Annotated in this window: 2 protein-coding genes; both read right to left on the bottom strand. The window is 65.8% G+C overall.

The annotated features are described in order from the left end of the window. Positions 1–178: 178 nt before the first annotated feature. Entirely contained in the window at positions 179–934 is a 756-nt protein-coding gene (locus ACE4YL_RS11740) for a hypothetical protein (protein WP_461369669.1), read from the bottom strand. An 83-nt stretch (positions 935–1,017) separates the two neighbouring features. Then, complete coding sequence (locus tag ACE4YL_RS11735) at positions 1,018–1,455, bottom strand: hypothetical protein (protein WP_461369668.1); 438 nt, start codon at positions 1,453–1,455, stop codon at positions 1,018–1,020. Positions 1,456–1,560: the final 105 nt, after the last annotated feature.

The raw sequence follows: 1,560 nt of genomic DNA, 5'->3' as shown, positions 1-1,560 counted from the left end.
CCCGCCGTAGATCCGAAGGGCGAGTTCTTCCACTTCGATACTGCCGTCCTCGTCCACATAGACCGACACGCTGAGGATCTCCGCGCGCTGTAAGTCGTCCTTGATGATCGCCTCCAGGGTGCGGCAGGCGTCGCCGGTGAGTGTTGTAGGAGGGGTTCGTGTTTCCATTTCTCTCACCTCACGTAATCATACATTTGTCGAGGTAGACCGTCACGTGACACGCTGGGCAGGTCGTCCGGTAATGAGATCCCCCGCGATACATCCAGATGTGGCCGCACTTGTGGCATCGGAGCGGGATCCCCCTCATGCGGCGGGCGTGCTCCTCGCAGGCCGCCCGCACCTCCTCAACGCTCTCCACCTCATCGGCCCCGGGACCGACCAGGGCCATCCCCTGTTTGTCAACGGCCCAAACCGGATAGGCCGTATCGACCCCCTCCGGAATCAGGGCGGAGGGGAGCGAGTCCATCCGCACATAGTAATCCACTTCCCAACCGACCCGGTCGACGATCTCGCCCAGTTTCGTGAGCAGCTCCACCAGCCGGGATACATCCACCGTATCCCAGGCCCGGATCTCCCGCGCGATGATCCGCGCGGCCCGGTCGAGGACCTCGAGGTATGCGGCCCGGTCGATCCCCTCCAGGGAAAAGAGGGCCTCGTCGTAGTCGTCCTCCGCCCAGGCCGTCGTTGCGGCCGTCAGGGCTGGGAGGCGGTCGGTTGGCTTGCCGGTCGTCCCCACCGCGTACTCTGCGACCTCTCGCAGCGGGACGAGGTAGAGTTCGAGGGTCATCGCTTTGCGCTCACTTGCAGTGAGCGAGTCGAGGACCTCGATCCATTCTTCATCGAGCGCGAGGTACTCTCGCGCCTCGTCATAGTTGAGCCGGACCCTGATCGCCGGCTCACCGTTCCTGGTTGTCATTTCGTATCGCATTTTCAATCACCTTCCCCCAAGGGGGGAAAAGCGGGGCCGGGGTCACGAACCCCGAGCCGGCCGGGTTGCCCCGCCGGACCCCGTAACTCTCAGTCCTCCCCCAGGAGCGCATTGATCTCCGCGAGCCGAGCCAGGAGCGCGGCGCGCTCCTCTTCGAGGGCTTGCCGGTCCGGGCCGGAGCGGCTTGCGGCGATCGCTTGCGCTGCGGTCTCGTAGTGCTCGATGCGGATCTCCTCGCCGGTGAGCGCGCGGACGACCCCGTACCAGCGCTTGGGGTAGCGCTTGCCCCCGGTCGAGAAATAATCCGCGCCGAACTCGACGGGCTGGCCGACGAGGTCGGTCGAGACTATGTAGTAGTACTCCCCGCGCCCGCGGGGGACGAACGTCCGCGCGACTCCGCCCGGTGCGGCCGGGTCAGGGGCGATTGCGGCCATCCAGTTTTTCCCGCGCTTGTGGCCCTCGTAGACCGGCGCGCTGATCATTGCCCCGTCGCGGACGGGCGCTGTGTAGATTTCGGTTTCAGTCATTTTTCTCTCTCCTCCCCCAAGGGGGAATGCGGCCCCGGGCCTCGAACCCGGGCGGGGCCTGGCTACCCTCGCCGCTCAGTCCGTGACCCCGCAGGGGGTTGTTTG

This window comes from Candidatus Darwinibacter acetoxidans (genome assembly GCF_041936445.1).
Taxonomy (GTDB): Bacteria; Bacillota; Limnochordia; order Darwinibacteriales; family Darwinibacteriaceae; genus DTU010.
The sequence above is the reverse complement of the archived record's forward strand: the minus strand, read 5'-3'. Positions and strand labels throughout refer to the sequence as shown.